14 protein-coding genes and 1 pseudogene are annotated in these 17,754 nt (G+C 71.5%); 2 read left to right on the forward strand and 13 right to left on the reverse strand.

What is annotated here, in order from left to right; genetic code table 11:
* Window positions 1-50: 50 nt before the first annotated feature.
* Together H629_RS15640 and hemE are read right to left on the reverse strand one after the other, a co-directional pair.
* Window positions 51-1,469: pseudogene (locus H629_RS15640) on the reverse strand (protoporphyrinogen/coproporphyrinogen oxidase); the annotation flags it as partial.
* Complete coding sequence (hemE, locus tag H629_RS0106525; RefSeq protein WP_024356489.1) at window positions 1,459-2,577, reverse strand: uroporphyrinogen decarboxylase; 1,119 nt, start codon at window positions 2,575-2,577, stop codon at window positions 1,459-1,461. The gene hemE and the pseudogene H629_RS15640, both read right to left, overlap by 11 nt.
* A 109-nt stretch (window positions 2,578-2,686) precedes the next feature.
* Between hemE and H629_RS0106530 the strand changes: the two genes are divergently transcribed.
* Entirely contained in the window at window positions 2,687-3,994 is a 1,308-nt protein-coding gene (locus tag H629_RS0106530) for a glutamyl-tRNA reductase (protein WP_024356490.1), read from the forward strand.
* A 193-nt stretch (window positions 3,995-4,187) separates the two neighbouring features.
* On the opposite strand, the gene H629_RS0106535 is transcribed toward H629_RS0106530, so the two are convergent.
* From H629_RS0106535 to H629_RS0106560, 6 genes are all read right to left on the reverse strand, one after another.
* On the reverse strand, window positions 4,188-4,904 hold the full coding sequence (locus H629_RS0106535; RefSeq protein WP_051137835.1) for an iron ABC transporter ATP-binding protein: 717 nt from the start codon (window positions 4,902-4,904) through the stop codon (window positions 4,188-4,190).
* 137 nt (window positions 4,905-5,041) lie between these two features.
* Window positions 5,042-6,073, reverse strand: coding sequence for an iron chelate uptake ABC transporter family permease subunit (locus H629_RS0106540; protein ID WP_240471065.1), 1,032 nt, complete (start codon window positions 6,071-6,073; stop codon window positions 5,042-5,044).
* Between the two features lie 2 nt (window positions 6,074-6,075).
* Window positions 6,076-7,245 (reverse strand): ABC transporter permease, encoded by a 1,170-nt coding sequence (locus tag H629_RS0106545; protein WP_240471067.1) that lies wholly within the window; start codon window positions 7,243-7,245, stop codon window positions 6,076-6,078.
* The gene (locus H629_RS0106550) at window positions 7,242-8,240 is read right to left on the reverse strand and encodes a siderophore ABC transporter substrate-binding protein (RefSeq protein WP_024356494.1); all 999 of its coding nucleotides are present in this window, start codon (window positions 8,238-8,240) and stop codon (window positions 7,242-7,244) included. Before H629_RS0106550 ends, H629_RS0106545 begins: the two co-directional genes overlap by 4 nt.
* Before the next feature lie 173 nt (window positions 8,241-8,413).
* Complete coding sequence (locus H629_RS0106555) at window positions 8,414-8,890, reverse strand: GNAT family N-acetyltransferase (protein ID WP_029746660.1); 477 nt, start codon at window positions 8,888-8,890, stop codon at window positions 8,414-8,416.
* 23 nt (window positions 8,891-8,913) lie between these two features.
* The gene (locus H629_RS0106560; protein ID WP_024356496.1) at window positions 8,914-9,915 is read right to left on the reverse strand and encodes a hypothetical protein; all 1,002 of its coding nucleotides are present in this window, start codon (window positions 9,913-9,915) and stop codon (window positions 8,914-8,916) included.
* Window positions 9,916-10,124: 209 nt separating this feature from the next.
* On the opposite strand from H629_RS0106560, the gene purL reads away from it, so the two are divergent.
* Window positions 10,125-12,458 (forward strand): phosphoribosylformylglycinamidine synthase subunit PurL, encoded by a 2,334-nt coding sequence (gene purL, locus H629_RS0106565; protein ID WP_024356497.1) that lies wholly within the window; start codon window positions 10,125-10,127, stop codon window positions 12,456-12,458.
* 174 nt (window positions 12,459-12,632) lie between these two features.
* On the opposite strand, the gene H629_RS0106570 is transcribed toward purL, so the two are convergent.
* Genes H629_RS0106570 through H629_RS0106590 form a run of 5 tightly spaced genes read right to left on the reverse strand, consistent with a single transcriptional unit; the run spans window position 12,633 to window position 17,699 of the window.
* Window positions 12,633-13,718 carry a siderophore-interacting protein gene (locus tag H629_RS0106570; RefSeq protein ID WP_084705358.1) on the reverse strand — a complete coding sequence of 362 codons (1,086 nt, stop codon included), beginning with the start codon at window positions 13,716-13,718 and terminating at the stop codon, window positions 12,633-12,635.
* Window positions 13,699-14,508, reverse strand: coding sequence for an ABC transporter ATP-binding protein (locus H629_RS0106575; protein ID WP_024356499.1), 810 nt, complete (start codon window positions 14,506-14,508; stop codon window positions 13,699-13,701). The genes H629_RS0106570 and H629_RS0106575 overlap by 20 nt, the downstream gene beginning before the upstream one ends.
* Complete coding sequence (locus H629_RS0106580; RefSeq protein ID WP_024356500.1) at window positions 14,505-15,566, reverse strand: FecCD family ABC transporter permease; 1,062 nt, start codon at window positions 15,564-15,566, stop codon at window positions 14,505-14,507. Before H629_RS0106580 ends, H629_RS0106575 begins: the two co-directional genes overlap by 4 nt.
* The gene (locus H629_RS0106585; protein ID WP_024356501.1) at window positions 15,563-16,648 is read right to left on the reverse strand and encodes a FecCD family ABC transporter permease; all 1,086 of its coding nucleotides are present in this window, start codon (window positions 16,646-16,648) and stop codon (window positions 15,563-15,565) included. Before H629_RS0106585 ends, H629_RS0106580 begins: the two co-directional genes overlap by 4 nt.
* 10 nt (window positions 16,649-16,658) lie before the next feature.
* On the reverse strand, window positions 16,659-17,699 hold the full coding sequence (locus H629_RS0106590) for an iron-siderophore ABC transporter substrate-binding protein (protein WP_024356502.1): 1,041 nt from the start codon (window positions 17,697-17,699) through the stop codon (window positions 16,659-16,661).
* Window positions 17,700-17,754: the final 55 nt, after the last annotated feature.

Consider the following 17,754-nt stretch of genomic DNA (forward strand, 5'->3'; position numbering starts at 1 on the left):
CTGAGGGGCGGTCTGGGGTGCGCGAGGACGTCGAGGATCCTGCGCGCCGCAGCGCGGGCGCCGGGCACGACCGAGGCGAGCCCCGTGCCGCTCACCCAGTCTCCCGTGACGGCGACGCGGGGCGGCGCCCCGAGATCCGGTGCAGCGGATCCGGCGGCGGATCCGGTGCCGCCGCCCGAGCCGCCGGCCGATCCGTTGCACCACTCGCGGCGGCGCATGTCTCGCACGGACGCCGGGTCGAGCGCGACGCCGAGGATGCGGGACGCGTCCTCCACAGCCATCTCGCGCACCCGCTCGTCGGGTAGGCCTGCGGTTTCGGGCGCACTGCCGAGACGTCCGTAGGAGAGTCGCAGGAGGTGATGGCCGGGCCCGAGTGCGTCGGCGCGCCGGGGCCACTTCGCGGTGACGTGGGTGAGGGCCTTCGCGCGGATGCCGTGCTCACCGGCGGCGACCAGGGCACCGGTGCCGCGGGGCGCCGCGTCGAGGCGCGGGTCGTCGACCGCGAGCGCGACGACCTCGACGCGGGTCTCGGGGCCTGCGGCCGGGGCGCCCAGCAGCTCCCGGGCGACGGCCTCCGGCACGGCGAGCACCGCGGCGTCCACGAGCTCGGTGCTCGCGGCGGCGGTGTGCTCGATGCGGATCAGGATCCCGCCTGCGGCGTCGGCCGCGATCTCGCGCACCCCCGTGGCGGCGCGCGTCTCGACGCCGAGGCCGCGGAGCTCGGCGTCGAGCGCGTCGACGAGCGACCCCATTCCGTCTCGGAGGCCGGCAACGGCGCCACCCGCGGCGGAGCGCCCGTCGCGCAGATCGCGAGCGGCAGAGACGAGCGAGCCGCGGCGTTGCAGGGCGGCTTCGAGACCGGGCACTGCGCTGATCGGCAGCTCGTCGGGGTCGGCGGAGCGCACGCCCCGCACGACGGGGCGCACGAGCCTGTCGAGCACGCGTGCGCCGAGCCGCACGCGCACCAGGCGTCCGAGGGAGCCGCCACGGCCGAGCGAGCGGGGCAGCAGCGGTTCGATCGCGGCTCGCAGAGCCCCGGGGAGTCCGAGCGCTCGCCTCGTATCGGCCGCGAGCGGCGCGGCCGGAATCCCGACGGTACCGGCCGCCGGCAGCGGGAGTGCCCGGCCCGCGGCGACGATCCACGATCCGAGCGGGGCGGGGCGTTCGACGCGGTCGGCGAGGCCGAGTTCCGCGAGCAGTTCTGCGACGGCGCCCCCTCGTGTGGCGAAGGCTTCGGCGCCCAGGTCGATCGGCACGCCCGCGAGGGTCTCGCGCTGCACGCGGCCACCGAGGCTGGGCTGCTGTTCGAAGAGCACGACGTCGGCGCCGCCGAGCGCGAGCTCGCGGGCTGCGACGAGCCCCGAGACGCCCCCGCCCACCACTGCGACGCGGCGTCCGGCGGCGGCAGCAGCGTCAGCGCCGTCAGTGCCAGCGGCGGCGTCAGCGCCGTCAGCGCCGTCAGCGGGCATGGGCGAGCTCCACGAGGCGGGTGAGCACGTCCGGATCGGTCTCGGGCGGCACGCCGTGGCCCAGGTTCAGCACGTGGGCGGGTGCGCGGGTGCCCCGCCGCAGCACGTCGTCGAGGTGCGCTGCAAGCCGCTCGGGCGGCGCTCCGAGGTAGGCCGGGTCGAGGTTGCCCTGCAGCGGCACCGTGTCGCCGAGCCTGCGGCTCGCTTCGTCGAGCGGGGTGCGCCAGTCGACACCGATGGCGCTGACGCCGACGGCCGCGAGCTCTTCGAGCAGGTGCCCCGAGCCCACGGCGAAGTGGATCGCGGGCACGGTTTCTTCGCACGCGGCGTAGCCGTCGCGGAGCGGGTGCCGGTATGCGATGTCCCGCACGGCGTCGAGCGTGCGGCGCGAGGCGGGGGCCACGTGGGCGCGGTAGTCGGCGGCGCTGAGCGATCCCGCCCACGAGTCGAACAGTTGCACCGCGCTGGCGCCGGCCTCGACCTGCGCTTCGAGGAAGACGCCGCTGAGCTCGGCCGCCCAGTCGAGCAGTTCGCGCCAGGTCTCCGGGTCGGCGTGCATGAGGGTGCGGGCTCGCAGGTGGTCGCGCGAGGGGCCGCCCTCCACGAGGTAGGCCGCGAGGGTGAACGGCGCCCCGGCGAAGCCGATGAGCGGCGTGCCTCCGAGCTGCGCGACGGTCAGCCGTACGGCGTCGCGCACGGGGTCGAGGGCCGCGCGCAGCCGATCCGCGGTGAACTCCGCGCGGCAGCGCCTGACGTCGGCGGCGCTGCGCACGGGATCCGCGAACACCGGGCCGCGCCCGGCGACGAGGTCGACATCGACCCCGGCGAGCTTCAGCGGCACGACGATGTCGCTGAAGAAGACCGCGGCGTCGACGCCGTGCCGCCGTACGGGCTGCAGCGTGATCTCGCTCGCGAGTTCGGGGTTCACGCAGGCGTCGAGCATACGGTGGTCTGCACGGATGCTGCGGTACTCGGGGAGCGACCGTCCCGCCTGGCGCATGAACCAGACGGGGATCCGCTCGGGGCGGTGCCCGTGGAGGGCCCGAATCAGGGGGGCGTCGCTCGTGCGACCGTCGACGAGCGGGTGCGAAGCTGGGAGTGAGTTCATCGGTCGAGATGCTAGCTTATAGATCTGATGTGAAACATCAGATCTGTTCAGCTTGGCGTGCCGCGCTCGGCTGATCCACGCTCCACCCCGAGGACCCTGCCGAGAATCCATGCTGCTCTGCCTCACCGTCGATCACCGGAACGCCGACCTGGCGCTGCTCGAACGCATCGAGCGGCGCACCGACACCGTGACCACCGCGCTCAGCGACCCCGAGCTCGCCCGCGGCGCCGTCGTGCTCGCGACCTGCAACCGCTTCGAGGCCTACCTCGACGCCCCTGGCCTCGCTCCGGAGCAGGCCCTCGACGGGCTCGCGCGAGCCACCGGCCTGTCGCGCACCGAGCTCTCCGCGGCCTGCTCCGTGCACCGCGGAGAAGCCGCGGCCGAGCACCTCTTCGCGGTCTCGAGCGGCCTCGAGTCGGCCTCGGTGGGCGAGGCCGAGATCGCCGGGCAGGTGCGCCGCGCCATCGACGCGGCGCGCGCCTCGGGCCGGGCGAGCACCGAACTGGAGCGGCTCTTCCAGCAGGCCATGGTCGTCTCGAAGCGGGTCAAGCACCGCACCGGGCTGCAGACCCGGGGCCGATCGCTCGTGCAGCTCGCGCTCGCCCTGGTCGACAGCCGGGTCGGCGACTGGCAGGCGTGCCGGGTGCTGCTCATCGGCACCGGCGCCTACGCCGGAGCGAGCCTCGCCGCACTGCGCGCGCACGGCGCCAAGCACATCGGGGTCTACTCCCCCTCCGGCCGGGCGGACGCCTTCGCCGACTCGCACGGCATCCGCCCCGTGGCGCGCGACGCCCTCGACGCCGAACTGCGCGACACCGACCTCGTGGTGGCGTGCAGCACCGTGCACGAGCCTCTGCTCACGCGGGAGCGCTTCGACGACACCGTCACCGAGGGCAGCCCGCCGTTCTGCTCTCGCTTCGGCAGACTGCCGGCCCCCGAGCGGAGCCGCACGCGGCCGCGGCTGCTCATCGACATGGGTCTCCCCCGCAACATCGCGCCGGACGTCGCCGGGGTTGCGGGGGTCGAACTGCTCGACCTCGAGACGATCGCGTTGCACGCGCCGATCCCCGAGCTCGGGGCCGAGCTCGAAGCGCGCGACATCGTGCGCACCGCGGCCGCCGAGTTCACGGCGCTGCGTGCCGAGCGCGACGCTATCCCGGCGCTGCGCGAGCTGCGATCGTTCGTGAACGGGATCCTGGAGGACGAGCTCTCGCGGATCCGGGATCGCGCGACCGGCGGCGCGACCGAGCCGGATCACACCGCGGAGACCGAGGCCGCCCTGCGGCACCTGGCCGGGCGCCTGCTGCACCGCCCCACCGTGCGCCTGCGCGAGCTCGCCCGCGAGGGCCGCGCCGGGGAGGGCGCCGGCGCCGTCTCGACGCTGCTCGGCGAGCCGTCGACGCGCGGCGGATCCTGATTTCGGCGCCGCCTCCGCCGCAGCTCGCGCCGGCCCCGGCTTCGATGTTTCGGATCGGGCCGATGCTTCGGATCCGCATACGGCAGTTCAATCCGAAACACCGGCCCGATCCGAGACACCGGCCCGATCCGAAACACCGGCCCGATCCGAAACACCGGCCGTGTCGCCCCAGCGCGGAGGGCGCCGACGCCGTCTACGGCCGGTAGTACACCGCGACGCGGTGACCGCCGTGCTCGATCACGTCGACGGGCGTCTCGAAGACGCGCTCCAGCACCTCCGGGGTGATGATCTCGTCCGGCGTGCCCGACGCGACGACCCGCCCCTCGGCGAGCGCCACGATGCGGTCGGCGTAGACCGCCGCGAAGTTCACATCGTGGATCACGAGCACGACGGTCTTGCCGAGCGCATCGGCCGCCGCCCGCACCTGCCCCATCATGCTCACCGCGTGGCGCATGTCGAGCCCCGTCAGCGGCTCGTCGAGCAGCACGAAGTCGGTGTCCTGCGCCAGCACCATGGCCACGAAGGCGCGCTGCCGCTGACCACCGGACAGTTCGTCGATGAAGCGCTCCTCGAACCCGGCCAGGTCGAGGAAGGCGATCGCGGCGTGGATCGCGCGCTGGTCGGTCTCGGTGAGCCGCCCCGCCGAGTGGGGGAAGCGGCCGAAGGTGACCAGCTGGCGCACGGTGAGGCGCGCCATGAAGTGGTTCTCCTGCTTGAGGATGGACACCACCCGGGCGAGCTGCTTCGGCTTGGCGGTGCGCACGTCGAGCCCGCCCACGGTGACGCGCCCGCTGTCGGGTTCGAGCAGTCGCCCGATGATGGTGAGCATGGTCGACTTGCCGGCTCCGTTGGGGCCGATGAGCGCCGTGACGCCGCCCCGTTCGAGGCTGAGGTCGACGGGGCCGAGCACCTGCCGGCCCGCGTACGCCTTCCCGACGCCGCTCAGCTCGATGCCCGGGCCGCGGCCCGGCTCGGACTCCGCGGCGAGCACCGCGGCCCCGGCCGTCTCCGGCGGGGCTCCGGCCCCGGTTCCGTTGTGCGCGTCGGTCAACGCATCCCCTTTCTCAGCAGGACGATGAGGAACAGCAGGCCGCCCGCGAACTCGATGATCACCGTCACGAGGCCGGCCGCGGCGAACACGTGCTTGAGCACGAAGGTGGCGCCCAACAGCGTGACGAGCCCGATGCCGATGGCGAGCGGGATCGTCTCGGCGTGCGAGTCGCCCTTGGCGAACTGGTAGGCGAGGGTCGCCACGAGGAAGCCGTAGAAGGTCATCGGGCCGACCATCGTCGCCGACACCGAGACGAGCACGGCCACGATCACGAGCACCGTCACGACCTCGCGCCGGTAGTTCACGCCCAGGCCGATCGCGACGTCGCGGCCGAGCGCGACGACGTCGTAGGTGCGCCGGCGCAGCCACGCGAAGAGGAGGATCCCGCACACGATCGCCGCGGCGATCGGCAGATAGTCGGGGTTGCCCTTGCTGATGCTGCCGAAGAGGCGGGCGCTCAGCACGTCGAACTCGCTCGGGGTGAGCGTGCGCTGCATGAAGGTGGAGACCGAGCCGAAGCCGGCCCCGAGCACCACGCCGACGAGCAGCAGCAGGTGCAGGTTCGCGCGCGTGCCCGAGAACAGCCAGCCGTACAGCAGCGTCGCGAACAGCACCATCAGCACGCTCTGCGCGATGATCTTCGGGATCCCCTCCATGCTCGCGGCCGTCGTGCCGAAGACGAACACGAGCGCCGTCTGGGTGAGCACGTACAGCGCGTCGAAGCCCAGGATGGAGGGGGTGAGGATGCGGTTCGAGGTCGCGGTGTGGAAGAGCACCGTGGCGAGCGCCTGAGCGACGGCGACGAAGGCGATCGTCGCGAGCGAGGTGAGGCGCGACTGCACGATCACCCAGAACCCGGGGCTGCCGGCGGGGGCCGGATTGCCGTAGATGAGGATCGCGACGGCGAGCACGGCCGCAACGGCGAACACGACGACGATGGGGAGCGCCGCGCGCCAGCGGGAGGCGCGCGACGGCGGGTCGGCCGGCGGCTCCCCAGTGCTCGCGAGCCTGACGATGCTGCTCTCCACGGTCACTTCTCCCGCTGCCGCAGCAGGAGCGCGACGAACACCGCGGCGCCCACGAGTCCCAGCACCATCGAGACCGGGATCTCGAAGGGCATGATGATGAGGCGCCCGACGATGTCGCAGGCGACCACGAGAGCGATCCCGCCCAGGCAGACCCACGGCAGGTTGCTGCGCACGTTGTCGCCGCGGATCATCGAGACCATGTTGGGCACGACGAGCCCGAGCAGCGGCAGGAAGCCGACGACCACGGTGGTGACGCCGGCGGCCACGGCCACGAGCGCGGTGCCGCCGATGAGGATCGCCTCGTAGCGCACGCCGACACTCGTCGCCACGTCTTTGCCGAGGCCGGCGACGGTGATGCGATCCGCCATGAGGAACACGAGGATCGTGACCACCGCAACCACCCACAGCACCTCGTAGCGGCCGCGCACCACCGCGGTGAAGCTGCCCATGAACCAGGTGCCGAGCATCTGCAGCAGGTTGAACTGCGCGGCGAGGAAGGTGGTGAGCGAGCTCACGATCGCGCCGAGCATGATCCCGATGAGGGGGACGACGAGGGTGGTGCGGATCACGACGCGGCGCAGGATCAGCATGAACAGCATCGCCCCGACGAATGCGAAGCCGCTCGCGATCACCATCTTGCCGACGAGCCCGATCCCGGGCAGCAGCAGTGCGGCGAGCAGCAGCCCGAGCGCCGCCCACTCGGTCGTGCCCGAGGTGGTGGCGTCGACGAAGCGGTTCTGGGTGAGCATCTGCATCACGAGACCGCTCGTGGCCATCGCGGCGCCGGCCAGCACGAGCGCGATCGTGCGGGGCACCCTGGTGATCCAGAACATCTCGGGTCCGAAGTCGCTGCCCGAGATGTCGTAGACGCCGATCGCGAGCGATGCGGCGAGCAGGCCCAGCACCACCACGACCGCTGCGAGCAGCAGCCAGGGGCGGCGCTGCGGCGGGGCGGCCTCGGGGGCGACGGGCCGGGTGCCACCGATCACGGCGAGATGAGCGGATCCGGCGGCGGATCCGGATCCGCCCGTCTCGCCCGCCTGCGGCCCGGTGCCGCTGTATCCGCGCGCACCCGTTCCCGCCGCATCGCGGGCGCGCCGAGCGGGGCGCCCGTTCTCTCGAACGTGCGCCCCGCTCTCCGGGCTCCCCGGGGTCATGGCCGTGGGGCTCATGCGGCCGAGAACGCCTCCTGGAGCTGCGTGAACAGCGCGGTGTAGGCCTGGATGCCCTCGGTGAGGTAGAAGTTGGGATCGAGGATCACGATGCGGTCCTGCTGCACCGCGGTGACGTTCTGCAGCGCTTCGGAGTTCGTGATGAGCTCGTCGGCGGGCGCCGAACCGGGCTCGCGCTCCTCTGGGGCGAACGCCGCGTCGCGGTCGAGCGCCACGATCCAGTCGGGGTTCGAGGCCGCAATCGCCTCGACGCTGATGTCGTCGCCCTGGTGATCGTCCGTCGCACCCTCGACCTCGAGGGCGGCCTTCCAGCCGAGTGCGGGGAACACCGGACCGAGACCGCGGCCCACGACGGGGGCGAGGTAGCCGATCTGGCCGGCCGAGGTGTTGACGGCCATGACGGTGTCGGTGCCGTTGTATGCCTCCTTCGCGCCCGAGATGGCGTCGTCGAGGTCGGTGTTCAGCGCGGCGGCCTCGTCTTCGCGGTCGAAGATCTGGCCCAGGATCTCGGTCTGACGATTGAGCTCGCCAAACTGGTCCTCGCCGTCGCGGGGAGCGATCTCGATGACGACCGCCTCGGGGTTCTGCTCCTTGATCTGCTCGTAGTAGTCGCCGAAGCGGTAGCCGCCGATGATGAGGTCGGGCTGCTCGGCGACGATCACCTCGAGGTTCGGCTCGCGGTGGTTGCCGACGTTGGCGACCTCGGGGTCGTCGACGTAGCCGGGCCAGACCGAGCCCATGACGTCCTTGGGCACTGCGGCGAGCTCGATGTCCCACTCGTCGAGGGTGTCGAAGACCGTGTTGTCGAGCGCGACGACCGTCTCGGGGTTGACCGGCACCTCGACCTCGCCGTGGTTGTCGGTGATGGTCACGGTCGCGGCGGCCGAGCCGGCGGGCTCCTCGTTCGCGGGGGCGCCGGAGGCGCAGGCCGAGAGGACGAGTGCTGCGCCCAGGGTCAGCGCAGCGGCTGCGCTGCGGGTGGTGCGATTGGACACGGTGTGGCTCCTGAGGATCGACGGGCAAAAAAGAAAGCACCGATACGGTGCGCGCATCAGTGCTTCGCGGTCCCGGAGGCGCGATCACGACTCTCCAGAACCCCGAAGTAAGCCTATACACACCTTCATCTGATGTTCAAGCGAGAATCGACATCCCCGACAGAAACCCCAGGTCAGAGGGTCAGTGCGTATGCCATGAGGCGGCGGCGCTCACCCATCGCCACGAAGTCGTGCTCCCGCTCGGGCACCCGCTCGAACCCCATCCGCTCGTAGAGCCGCTGAGCCGCGACCATCTGCGAAGCCGTGTGCAGCACCAGTCGCCGGGCGCCGCGTTCCCGCGCGAGCGACACGCAGTGGCGCATCAGCAGCTCGCCGACACCCCGCCCGCGAGCCTCCCGCGCAACGCCCAGCAGCCGCACATCCATCTCATCCGGCGCGCTGTCGCGCTGCAGCCGTCGCCCCGGAAACGGGGTCGTCACACTGCCGAGCACAGCATCCCCGACCCGATCCGCCGCCACCCACAGCTGCGCCGACTCGGCACGGCTCCTCACATCGGCGATCTCATCGAGGTAGCCGGGATCGAGACGGTAGTCGCCGCCGTAGGCGGCGCGCAGCAGCCCGCTCGTCGCATCGACTTCGTCGACGCGCATCCTGCGGATCTCGACCCGCGCGGTCACCTCCGGGGCGGCTGCAGTGCGGAGAAGTCGGGCTGCCCGTCGGCCCCCGCGGGCAGCGGACGCCCATCCGGGAACGTCGGCCAGGGCAGCAGCGGCTGCGGGCTCTCAGCCCGCGGCGCCTGCTGGATCGCAGCCGGCTGCGGCTGAGCCCGGTACGGCTGCACCGGCTGAGCCGACGGCAGCGCGGCGGAGCGCGCCCCGCGCGCCGCCTCGCGCGCCGCGGACCCGAACGACCATCGCAGCAGCAGCGTGATCGACAGGCCCAGCGCCGTGAGGATCAGCAGCGCGGTCGCGATCTTCCAGTAGAGATCGGGGATGTGCAGATCGAAGGCCTCGATGCCCACCGGAGCGGTGAAGAGGATGCCCGAGAGCACCGCGAGCACACTCGTCACGAAGGCGAAACGAGTCACCACGACGGGCAGCTTCGCACTCATGCCGAGCAGCAGCTGGCAGCACAGGATCACGAGCCTCGTGACGAGGATCACGAACACCGACTTCCAGAAGATCTCGAGCACGAGCCCGAAGGGCTGGTACGGCGTCATCCAGATCACGATGAGGAGCAGCCCCAGGATGTAGGCGTTGGCGATGAGCGCGACGGGCGCGTACCACTCCGAGCGCTGCTCGCGGCGGGTGTCGAGCGCAGTGAGCAGCACGAACACCGCGAAGAGCACGAACGTCGAGAACACGCGCTCGAACTTGCCCTCGAGATCACCGATGAACAGCAGCGAGATCGAGGCGATCGTGAGCGCCGCCAGCAGGATGATGCTGACTTTCAGGAAGGTCGAGAGACCCTCGCCGCGTGCCTCGGGACTCGCGGCGCGCTTGCGCTGCTTCGGCGGCGCCGTCGGGTGCGATGCCCCCGCTGTCGCGCCCTGGGCCGGGGCTGCGCCCCCGTCCGCCCCCTGCTGCCAGGAGAAGGCGTCCTGCCGCGACGTCTCGGGCACGGGCTGCGACGCTTTCGGGTTCGGACCGGTTGCGTTCGGGTTCGGATCGCTCATGCACCAAGTCTTGCGCGTTCCCCTGTGAAACGGCAACCGTCCGCCGCCGCGCGATCTTCCGCACCCGCGCGATCCTGCGCGCGCACCCGCGCCGTCCTCCGCGCCCGCGCCGGGCGGGCGGCCCCTGTCACGGGGCGGGCTAGACTGGGACTGCATGTTTCGGCTCGTTGAGCCGATCCCGATCCCTCACTCACTGGAGCACACCGAGCGTGACCGACACTGCCGCCCACATCGACGCCCCCCGCCCCGATACGGTGGCCGACGCGATCGCCACCCCCGAGAAGGAGCAGCCCTACGGCGCGCTCGGTCTCAAGCCCGACGAGTACGAGCAGATCCGCGAGATCCTCGGCCGCCGCCCCACCTCGGGCGAGCTCGCCATGTACTCGGTGATGTGGTCGGAGCACTGCTCCTACAAGTCGTCGAAGATCTACCTGCGCCAGTTCGGCAAGAAGGTCAACGACAAGATGCGCGAGCGTCTGCTCGTCGGCATGGGCGAGAACGCCGGCGTGATCGACATCGGCGAGGGCTGGGCCGTCACCTTCAAGGTCGAGAGCCACAACCACCCCTCCTACATCGAGCCCTTCCAGGGCGCCGCGACCGGCGTCGGCGGCATCATCCGCGACATCATCTCGATGGGCGCCCGCCCCGTCGCCGTGATGGACCAGCTGCGATTCGGCGACATCGACGAACCCGACACCGCCCGCGTGGTGCACGGCGTCGTCTCCGGCATCTCCTCCTACGCGAACTGCCTCGGCCTGCCGAACCTCGGCGGCGAGACCGTGTTCGACCGCGTCTACCAGCAGAACCCGCTCGTCAACGCGCTCGGCGTCGGCGTGCTCCGCCACGAGGACCTCCATCTCGCCAACGCCTCCGGCACCGGCAACAAGGTCGTCCTCTTCGGTGCGCGCACCGGCGGCGACGGCATCGGCGGCGCCTCGATCCTCGCCTCCGACAGCTTCAGCGAGGGCGGCCCCACGAAGCGCCCCGCCGTGCAGGTCGGCGACCCCTTCGCCGAGAAGGTGCTCATCGAGTGCTGCCTCGAACTCTTCCGCGGCGAACTCGTCGAGGGCATCCAGGATCTCGGCGCGGCCGGCATCTCCTGCGCCACCTCCGAGCTCGCGGCGAACGGCGACGGCGGCATGTTCATCGAGCTCGACAGCGTGCTGCTGCGCGACCCCTCGCTCACCGCCGAGGAGATCCTCATGTCGGAGAGCCAGGAGCGCATGATGGCGGTCGTGGCGCCCGAGAAGCTCGACGCCTTCCTCGAGGTGACGAAGAAGTGGGACGTCGAGACCAGCGTGCTCGGCGAGGTCACCGACACGGGTCGCCTCATCATCAACTGGCGCGGCGAGGAGATCGTGAACGTCGATCCCCGTACGGTCGCCGTCGACGGCCCCGTCTACGAGCGCCCCGTCGCCTACCCGTCATGGATCGACGGGCTGCAGGCCTCGGGCGTGCGCGCGGCCGGTCTCGCCCGCGCAGCCTCGGGCGACGAGCTGCGCGCGCAGATGCTCGCCGTCGCCGGCTCGCCGAACCAGGCCTCCGTCGACTGGATCACCAACCAGTACGACAAGTACGTGCTCGGCAACACCGCACTCTCCTTCCCCGACGGCGCCGGCATGATCCGCGTCGACGAGGAGAGCGGCCTCGGCGTCGCCATCTCCACCGACGCGAACGGCCGCTACTGCCAGCTCGACCCCTACGTCGGCTCGCAGCTCGCACTCGCCGAGGCCTACCGCAACGTGGCCGCCGCCGGTGCCGTGCCCACCGCGGTGACCGACTGCCTCAACTTCGGCAGCCCTGAGAACCCCGAGGTCATGTGGCAGTTCTCGCGCGCGGTCGAGGGCCTCTCCGACGCCTGCCTCGCACTCGAGGTGCCGGTCACCGGCGGCAACGTCTCGCTCTACAATCAGACGGGCGACACCCCGATCCACCCGACCCCGGTGGTGGGGGTGCTCGGCATCATCGACGACGTCGCCCGCCGCATCCCCACCGGCTGGCAGGATCAGGGCGAGCACCTCTACCTGCTCGGCGTCACCCGCGACGAACTCGACGGCTCGGCCTGGGCCGAGGCCGTGCACGAGCACCTGGGCGGGCGCCCGCCCGTGGCGGTGCTCGACGACGAGCGCGCGCTCGCGGAGCTGCTGCAGGCGGGCTCGCAGGGCGGCCTGATCTCGGGCGCCGTCGACCTCTCCGAGGGAGGCCTCGCACAGGCCATCGCCGACGGTGCGCTGCGCTTCGGCGTGGGCGTCCGCGTGTGGATCGACGAGATCATCTCGCGCGACGGCGTCGACGAGACCGCTGCGCTCTTCTCGGAGTCGCAGGCGCGCGTGCTCGTCGCGGTGCCCCACGAGGAAGAGGTGAAGTTCCGCGGGCTCTGCGAGGGCCGCGGCTTCCCCGTGCTGCGCATCGGCGTCACCGACGGCGCTGGCGCCGACGCCTCGATCGAGGTGCAGGATCGCTTCACACTGCCGCTCTCCGAGCTGCGCGCCACCTCGCAGGCGACGCTGCCGCAGCGCTTCGGAGCCGTCATCGGCGAGTAGCGTCCGCCCGCGGAGCGAAGCGAGGGGCGGGGGATCCTGCGGCAGGATCCCCCGCCCCTTTCGTCTCCAGCCGCACTCGCCATAACGCAGGAGGGGGCTCGGCACAGCGTTCCGAGTCCCCTCCTGCGTTACTGCGACGAGGGAGGAGACGCCGAGGCGTGCGCTCTCGGCCCGTCAGCCCTTCATCGCCACGCCGCGGCGCCAGTAGCCCATGAAGGCGACCTGGGAGCGGTCGATACCCAGACCGCGCACGAGGTGCCGTCGCAGCGTGGTGACGGTGCCGCTCTCGCCGGCGATCCAGAAGTAGGAGTCGGAGTGGTTGCGGGTTCCCTCGACCGGCTCGCCGAGACCCGAGTAGTCGGGGGTCTCCCAGACGAGCGCCTCCGAATCGACGTCGCGGATCTCGAGCTCACCCTCCGGCAGCAGCGAGCGCCTCGCGCGCTCCTCTTCGGCAACTGCCGCCTCGCGTTCGAGGTGTTCGAGATGTTCGAGCACGGCGGGAATCAGCATCGTGCCGGTGCCGACGCCGGCGCGCGCCAGCCAACGCACCTCGAAGCCGTCGGGCGCCGCGATATCGAGACGGTCGCCCGAGGTCGGCACCTCGATGAAGGCCGCGCCGCGCAGCTCGGGGCCGCTGTCCTCGATGATGCGGGCGATGGCGGGGGCGGCCGTCTCGTCGCCCGCGAGCAGCACCATGCGCGCGTCTCCCGGGCGGTATTCGATCCCCCCGCCGTCGAAGCGTCCGCGGCGGGGGCCGACGATCAGCAGCTCGTCACCGATCGTCGCGGTACTCGCCCAGGTCGAGGCCGGACCGGTCTCGCCCGGCACCAGATGCAGCACGAAGTCGATCACCAGAGAGGTGCGGCCGTCGTCGACCACGACGTCGCGGATGGAGTAGGTGCGCATCGAACCGCGCTGCGCCTCATCGACCGCGAGCCACGCCTGGTACCACTCGTCACCGCTGCACGACAGGTCGGGCAGCACGCCCGATGCGGGCGGGAAGATGAGCTTGATGCGCTGGTCGAACGTCTCGGCCGGGTTGCCGAGCTGATCGACGCCCGGGCCGCCGAAGGTGATGCGCACGAAGCTCGGCGAGACGAGCTCGACGGCTTCGACGGTGCCGCACACGACTCCGTAGGCGGGCTGCTCGTCGCGCCCGGCTTGCCCGGCTTGCCTGTCGCGCCCGGCTTGCGCGGCTGCCGCGGGCCGCTCGGCGTCGGCTGCGGAGGAGGGAGCGGAGTCACTGCGTGACGCGGACATGATGCCGTCCTTTCGGGAGTACGAGCGGGGTGCCCGACACCGGGTCGAGAATGATGCTGCTGTCGAGGCCGTAGACCTCCCGCACCAGTTCGGGGGTGAGGATCTCGCCTGGACCGCCCGAGGCGCGCACCCGCCCGCCCGCCATCGCGACGAGGGAGTCGGAGTAGCGCGCGGCGAGATTGAGGTCGTGCAGCACCATGACGATCGTGGTGCCGCGGTCGCGATTGAGATCGGTGAGCAGATCGAGCACTTCGACCTGATGCGCCACATCGAGGAAGGTCGTGGGTTCGTCGAGCAGCAGGATGCCGGTCTCCTGGGCGAGGGCCATGGCGATCCACACGCGCTGGCGCTGGCCGCCCGAGAGCTCGTCGACCGGGCGGTCCGCGAGATCCGAGGCGCCCGTCGCCGCAAGAGCCTCCGCGACGACCTCGTAGTCGCGCGCGCTCCAGCGGGCCAGCGCCCCCTGGTGGGGGTGCCTGCCGCGGCCGACGAGATCGGCGACGGCGATGCCCTCGGGGGCAATGGGGCTCTGCGGCAGGAGGCCGAGGGTGCGCGCGAGCTCCTTCGACGGCAGCTCGTGCAGCGCGCGGCCGTCGAGCAGCACGCCGCCCGAGCGCGGCTTCAGCAACCGGGCGAACGCGCGCAGCAGCGTCGACTTGCCGCAGCCGTTGGCCCCGACGATCGAGGTGATGCGGCCGGGCGGCACCTGCAGATCGAGCCCGTCGATGATGGTGCGCGTCCCGTAGGAGAGCGTGACTGAGTCGGCCTCGAGCCGATGCGATGCGGTCATGATGCGGTTCCGGAACGGTTCATACGAACGAGCAGAAGAATGAGGTAGGGGGCGCCGAGCACACCGGTGACGACGCCGACGGGATAACGGCCTTCGAACATGAACTGACCGACCAGGTCGGCGGTCATGACGAGCAGCGAACCGACGAGCCCGGCCGCGAGCAGGGGCGAGGAGCCCCCACCGATCAGCCGTACGGCAATCGGGCCCGACATGAAGGCGACGAAGGCGACCGGTCCCGCGACGGCCGTGGCGAAGGCGAGCAGGGCGACCGCTGCCACGATCAGCACGATGCGCGTGGTGCGCACCGGGAGTCCCAGCGCCACGGCGCTGTCGTCGCCGAGCTGCAGCACGCCGAGGCCGCGCGCGGTGATCAGCAGCAGAGGGATCAGCACCACGCACGCCAGGGCGAGCGGCAGCACATTCGGCCACGAAGCACCGCCCAGGCTGCCCGTGATCCAGCGCATCGCCGACTGCATGTCCCACGTCGCCGCGCGCGACAGCACGTATGACGTGATGCTCTGCAGCATCGCGGCGAGCCCGATGCCGATGAGAATGAACCGCGCACCAGCGAAGCCCCGGCGATGCGACAGCGCGTAGATCGCGATCGCGGTGGCGAGGGCCGCGAACAGCGCGAGCACCGAGACCCCGGTGCTGCCGAGCCCCAGCAGCACGATGCCGATCACCGCGGCGGCACTCGCCCCGGCACTGATCCCGATGATGTCGGGCGAGGCCAGCGGATTGCGCAGCAGGGTCTGGAAGGTGGCACCGGCCGCGCCGAACGCGAAACCGGCGAGGGCGCCCGCCGTGGCGCGGGGAAGGCGCAGCTCCCCCACCGTGAAGGATGCTCCGGGCACCGTCTCGCCGAGCAGCACGCGCAGCACCTCGTCTGCCGAATACCGGGTCTCGCCGATCATGAGGGTGATCGCGAAGACTGCGAGCAACGCGACGAACAGCGACGCCGCGACCACCGAATTGCGGCGGCGGCGCAGCGCGCGGCCGCGGCGGATGGCTGCCGCACCCGGGGCCGGACGGGTGCCGACGATGGCCTCGACGCTCACAGCGCCCTCACTTTCTGCCTGCGAACGATCCAGATGAACACGGGGGCTCCGATCAGCGCGGTGACGATGCCGACCTCGATCTCCGCGGGCCGGGCGATGAGGCGGCCCGCCACGTCACCCGCGAGCAGCAGGCAGGATCCGACGACGGCCGAGAACGGCAGCAGCACGCGATGGTCGGGCCCGACGAGCAGGCGGCAGAGGTGCGGCACGATGAGTCCGACGAAGCCGATCGGCCCCGCGACCGCGGTGGCCGCGCCGGCGAGGATCACCGCTCCGGCGGTCGCGGTGAGCCGGGCGCGCCCGACGTGCTCGCCGAGGCCCGCAGCCATCTCGTCGCCGAGGGCCAGGGAGTTCAGGCTCTTGGCGCTCGCCAGCACGATGAGCGCGCCCAAGGCGAGCACCGGCAGAACGGTGGCGATGCGATCCCAGGTGGCGCCGCCCACGCCGCCGATCTGCCAGAACTGGTAGGTGCGCAGCAGGTCGACGCGGGGCAGCATGACGGCGGCCGTGAGCGAGGTCAGTGCGGCGGCCGTGGCGGCGCCGGCGAGCGCGAGTTTGAGCGGCGTGGCACCGCCGCGGCCGAGCGATCCGACGCCGTAGACGAAGATCGCCGCCGCCGCCGAGCCGATGATCGCGACCGCCATCGTGCTGTAGGGGGTGTTCAGACCGAACAGCACCAGCCCGAGCACGACGGCGAACGAGGCGCCACTCGAGATGCCGAAGATGGCTGGATCGGCGAGCGGGTTGCGCGTCACGGCCTGCATCGATGCGCCCGAGAGAGCGAGGGCGGCCCCCACGAGAATCGCGAGCACGGTGCGGGGCAGTCGTTTGACCACCGCGGCCTCCCCCACCGTGTCGGAGGCACCGCCGAGCGCGGCGGCGATGTCGTGCAGCGAGACCTCGCGCACACCGAACGCGACCGATGCGCAGACGAGCAGGGCGAGCACGACGAGGCAGCCGAGCAGCACCGCGCTGCGCCCGGCCGCGCGCCCGACGAGCTGCGCCGCGCCTGCGCTCTGCGCAGCATCTGCGCCCCGCGCACCGCTGGGGCTCTGCGCCCGCGCCTGCGTCGCCGCGCTCACCCGCCGCGCCCTACTCGGTTGCGGAGCTGCTGTTCAGCAGGGCGAAGTAGTCGCCGATGCCCCACGGAACCGACAGCGGCGAGGGGTTCGCCGACGCGGCGCGCGGCGTCGAATCTTCGAGGATGACGATGTCGCCGGCCGCGATCGCGGGAATCTTGGAGAGCAGCGGATCGGCCTGCAGCTGCGCGACGAGCTTGCCGTCAGGGTCGCCGTAGGTGACGAAGACGTCGACGTCTTCGAAGCGCTCGGCGTCTTCCGAGCTGACCTCGACGTAGAAGGCATCGGTCTTGGCGGTCTCCTCTGAGACGATGGTCGGGGTGGGCATACCGAGGCCCTCGAGGAAGCCGGGACGGGTGTCGTGGCTGGTGTAGAAGCCGACCTTGCTGAGGTCAGATGGATCGATGAACGCGAAGATGACCTTCTTATCGGCCAGACCGGCGTTCGCGTCGAGCGCGTCGCGCGACTGCGCGTCGAGGTCGGCGATGAGCTGCTTCCCCTCGGTCTCGAGGCCGAGGGCCTTCGAGTTGATCGTGATCATGTCTTCGACCGAGGTGCCCCAGGCGACACCGCCTGCCGGGTAGGCGACCACGGGGGCGATCTTCGAGAGGGTGTCGTACTCCTCCTCGGTGAGGCCGGAGTAGCCGGCGAGGATCACATCGGGCTTGGTGTCTGCGACGGCCTCGAAGTCGATGCCGTCGGTCTCGTCGAACAGCACGGGCGTTTCAGCCCCGAGCTCTTCGAGCTTCTCGTCGACCCAGGGCAGCACGCCGTCGCCGTCGTCATCGCCCCACGCGGCCTTGCTCATGCCGACCGGCACAATGCCGAGGGCGAGCGGAACCTCGTGGTTGGCCCACGCGACGGTCGCGACGCGCTCGGGCTTCTCGACCACGGTCGTCTCGCCGTAGGCATGTTCGATGACGACGGGGAAACCCTCGGAGGAGGCGGTGCCGGACGAGGCTTCGTCGCCGCCAGAAGAGGAGGAGGAGCAGGCGGCGAGAGGGATCGCGACAGCGATGGCTGCGGCGAGACCGAGAACGCGGGAGACGCGCATGGGCGGTCCTTTCATCGGAATGACGGGTTGCGCGAGCGACGCTCGCTGCGTCTCG

Origin of the sequence: Leucobacter chironomi DSM 19883, from assembly GCF_000421845.1 — a bacterium.
Lineage (GTDB): Bacteria > Actinomycetota > Actinomycetes > Actinomycetales > Microbacteriaceae > Leucobacter > Leucobacter chironomi.